Source organism: Caldisericum sp. (assembly GCA_022759145.1).
In the GTDB taxonomy this organism is placed as follows: Bacteria; Caldisericota; Caldisericia; order Caldisericales; family Caldisericaceae; genus Caldisericum.
The window spans coordinates 1-3,530 of record JAEMPV010000121.1; the positions used below are offsets into that span (position 1 = coordinate 1).

Consider the following 3,530-nt stretch of genomic DNA (forward strand, 5'->3'; position numbering starts at 1 on the left):
CACAATCGGTAAAAGTTTTTTAATTTTTTTCCTCATTTCCAATCGTCTCCTTTTGACGAACGACTACTTCAAACAACTAAAATCACAAATATTATAATCCAATTTTATTCTTTAAAAAGAGATACCTATTGGCAAAAAAAATTTTTTGTGTAAAATAATGTGAAGAACTTTTAATAAAGGGAGAAAAAATTGAAATTCTTAAGGTTAATTTTTAGGAAAACAGAACTTAATTTGAGTTTAATGTTTTACAATTTAAAAACCACTCACTTGCATTATGAATTTAAGAGAAATTACACTAAAACCAACGAAATTTTCATAAAAGAAGAGGAAGAGATAAAATGAAAATAAGAAAAAATGCCTTTTTTATTTCGATTATAACAAATATTCTAATCCCTTTAGGTGCAGTATTTCTTGCTCTTATTGTTGGAAGCATATTTCTAATAACCGCTCATGTAAATCCATTAAATGCATATTACTTAATGTTTGCTGCCTCATTTGGAAGTCTTTATGGTATTACTGAAACTCTCGTTAAAGCAACTCCACTAATTATTGTAGGTGCTGGTGTTTGTGTAGCATTCAGAAGCGGAATGGTTAACATAGGAGGTGAAGGGCAAATAATTGTCGGCGCTATTTTAACAACATTTGTTGCTCTAAAACTTCCATCACTTCCTAAAATCATTTCGGTTATGATACTCTTACTGGTCGGTTTTGTTGGTGGTGGTATCTACGGCTTAATACCGGGTGTATTAAAAGCTTATTTTAATATCAACGAAATTCTAACTACTGTGATGTTAAACAGTATAGCAACACAGGTTTTGTATCTTTTATTGAGAGGTCCTATGATGGATCCATTAGAAAAAGCATTCGGCACAGGATATCCGCAATCATCAATAATACCTCAATCTGCCTGGCTAACAAGATTTTTCCAGGGTAAAAGACTTCATACAGGAATATTTATAGCAATAATCCTTGCGATAGCTATGTATTATCTCCTGTGGAAAACCACAATTGGATATAAAATGAGAGCTGTAGGGAAAAACAAAAATGCATCAAGATACGGCGGAATAAATGTTGAGAGATATATGATCCTTTCAATGCTTATTGCAGGAGGAATGGCTGGCATTGCAGGTGCTGTCGAAGTAATGGGAATTCATCATAGACTGTTAGACGGAATAAGTGCTGGATACGGATTTTCTGGTATAGTCGCTGCACTTTTTGGAAAACTGAACCCTCTTGGAACAATACCTGCATCAATTCTTTTTGGTTCAATTCTCTTTGGTGCAGACAGCCTTCAGAGAACTGTAGGAATACCCGCAGCAATGGTATATGCAATTGAAGGGCTTGTGGTAGTATTTGCGGTCAGTGGAGAGATAATATCAAGAAAAATAGCTTCAAGAAATACAGAAATATTAACAGAGGATGAGAAATGATGGGAAATTTTTTTCAAACAAGAGTAATTGTAAGTATTTTTAGCGCTGGTATTAGACTCGCAACGCCGTATTTACTTGCCTCTATTGGTGAGATGCTCGACCAAAGAAGTGGTGTATACAACTTAGGAATAGAGGGAATCATGCTGATTGGTGCTTTTTTAAGCTTTTATACATCACTTAAGACGGGAAGTCTAATGCTTGGGATACTAATGGCTATAATAGTTGGTCTTCTTATGGGACTGTTGAGTGCTTTTATAAATGTAACTATGAAAGCTGAACAAGGAATAAGTGGAATTGGCATTTATATGTTTGGCTTTGGCTTATCAGGATTGCTTTTCCGTTTAACAATGGGTGCTATTGTAACTATTGATGGTTTTAAATCAACTCCTATCCCAATTTTATCAAAAATGCCCTACATTGGAGAAATTTTCTTTAATCAGAATTGGATGGTATACCTTGCATTTTTGCTTGTTCCCATTTCATACATAGTTCTCTTCAAAACAACATTCGGGTTAAAAATAAGATCGGTTGGAGAAAACCCATCTGCTGCTGATTCTTTAGGTGTCTCTGTAGAGTTTGTTAGATATGTTTGCATAATAATCGGGAGCGTCCTTGCAGCACTTGCTGGAGCATTTTTAACAATAGGACAGCAAAAAGCCATTTTTGTAGAAAACATATCTGCCGGCAGAGGATTTATTGCTATTGCGCTTGTATATTTTGGAAGATGGCAACCGACTGGCGTAATGATTGGTTCTCTTTTATTTAGTATACTCGATGCACTTCAGATAAGAGTCCAAATTGCAAACATTGGAATACCATACGAGTACGCTGTCATGGCACCTTACATAATTACTATAATTGTATTAGTTTTTGTTGCACAACATCGTATAGGTGGACCCACTGCACTTGGAAAACCTTTTGAAAGATGTAAGTAATAATCGGCAATAAATACAAAAAATTATAGAAAGGAGGAAAGTATGAGGAGAGAAGAAAAAACGAGAAGATTTCTTATAAGTCTTCTCGTAGTAGTATTTGTATTAGGATTAACAGCATCTTACGGATGCGGAAAGAAGGAAACAAAGGTAGAGAAAATTAAAATTGCCCTTATTCTACCTAGCACAAAAGATGACATGTCTTGGAGTCAAGGCATGTACGAAGGTGTTATGGATGCCCAAAAAGAACTTGGAGTTGATAATGTTGAGGTAAATGTTACAGAGCAGATGCCAGACCCTGTTAATGCAGGAGCGGCAATCAGAGACTACGCAAATAAAGGCTTTAACATCATCATTGCACACGGCAGCCAATATCAAAATCCTGTGATGGAAGTTGCAAAAGATTTTCCGAATGTTACATTTGCATATGGTACTGCATTCCAAACCGCTACAAATGTATTCGCATATGATCCAGAGGCACAAGATGGCGCCTACATATTTGGAGTTCTTGCTGCAAAACTCACAAAAACAAAGACAGTGGGTATTGTCGGTCCTGTAAAAACTGGCGACGCAATAAAATATAACTATGGTTTCAAACAAGGAGTAGATTCTATAGATCCCTCAATTAAAGTTTTGGAATCATATACCGGTTCTTTTGGCGATACAATCAAGGCTAAAGAAATGGCTACAGCTCAAATTGAGGCGGGAGCAGACATTCTTACAGGAACAGCACAACAATCAGTAGGCGCGATTCAGGCCGTTGCTGAAAAACCTGGTGTTTATTGGTTCTCTAATGACGTTGATCAAAGTTCGCTTGCACCTGACCATATTATTGCATCGCAAGCTTACAAATGGAAAGATGTTGTCCTTTATATTGTTGACAATTACAAAAAAGGTAAATTGGGCGGAGAAGTAATAAGTTTGAGTCTATCTAACGGAAGAATTGAAATTGTATTTAACCCTAAACTAAAGTCAACACTTATAACTCCAGAAATCGAAAAATTATTTAATGAAACCCTCGAGAAAATAAAGAACGGATCGATAAAGGTTAAACTGCCATAATGTAAATTGAGGAGGGGGTAGCCCCACCTCTTCAAAGAAAATAAAGGTGAAAAAAAATGGAAAAAATCAACGAAATTGATTTATGAAACATAACTAAGAAGTTCCC

Annotated in this window: 3 protein-coding genes; all 3 read left to right on the forward strand. The window is 35.8% G+C overall.

What is annotated here, in order from left to right; genetic code table 11:
- The first annotated feature begins 338 nt into the window (after nucleotides 1-338).
- The 3 genes from JHC30_06985 to JHC30_06995 are packed head-to-tail and all read left to right on the forward strand — an operon-like array spanning nucleotide 339 to nucleotide 3,424.
- The gene (locus JHC30_06985) at nucleotides 339-1,430 is read left to right on the forward strand and encodes an ABC transporter permease (protein MCI4463891.1); all 1,092 of its coding nucleotides are present in this window, start codon (nucleotides 339-341) and stop codon (nucleotides 1,428-1,430) included.
- The gene (locus tag JHC30_06990; protein ID MCI4463892.1) at nucleotides 1,430-2,365 is read left to right on the forward strand and encodes an ABC transporter permease; all 936 of its coding nucleotides are present in this window, start codon (nucleotides 1,430-1,432) and stop codon (nucleotides 2,363-2,365) included. Before JHC30_06985 ends, JHC30_06990 begins: the two co-directional genes overlap by 1 nt.
- Nucleotides 2,366-2,407: 42 nt before the next feature.
- The gene (locus tag JHC30_06995; GenBank protein ID MCI4463893.1) at nucleotides 2,408-3,424 is read left to right on the forward strand and encodes a BMP family protein; all 1,017 of its coding nucleotides are present in this window, start codon (nucleotides 2,408-2,410) and stop codon (nucleotides 3,422-3,424) included.
- Nucleotides 3,425-3,530 lie beyond the last annotated feature (106 nt).

What these genes read in the sequence shown, in the direction of transcription:
- JHC30_06995 (MCI4463893.1), top strand. Translation starts at nt 2,408, where the DNA reads ATGAGGAGAGAAGAAAAAACGAGAAGATTTCTTATAAGTCTTCTCGTA.
- JHC30_06990 (MCI4463892.1), top strand. Translation starts at nt 1,430, where the DNA reads ATGGGAAATTTTTTTCAAACAAGAGTAATTGTAAGTATTTTTAGCGCT.
- JHC30_06985 (MCI4463891.1), top strand. Translation starts at nt 339, where the DNA reads ATGAAAATAAGAAAAAATGCCTTTTTTATTTCGATTATAACAAATATT.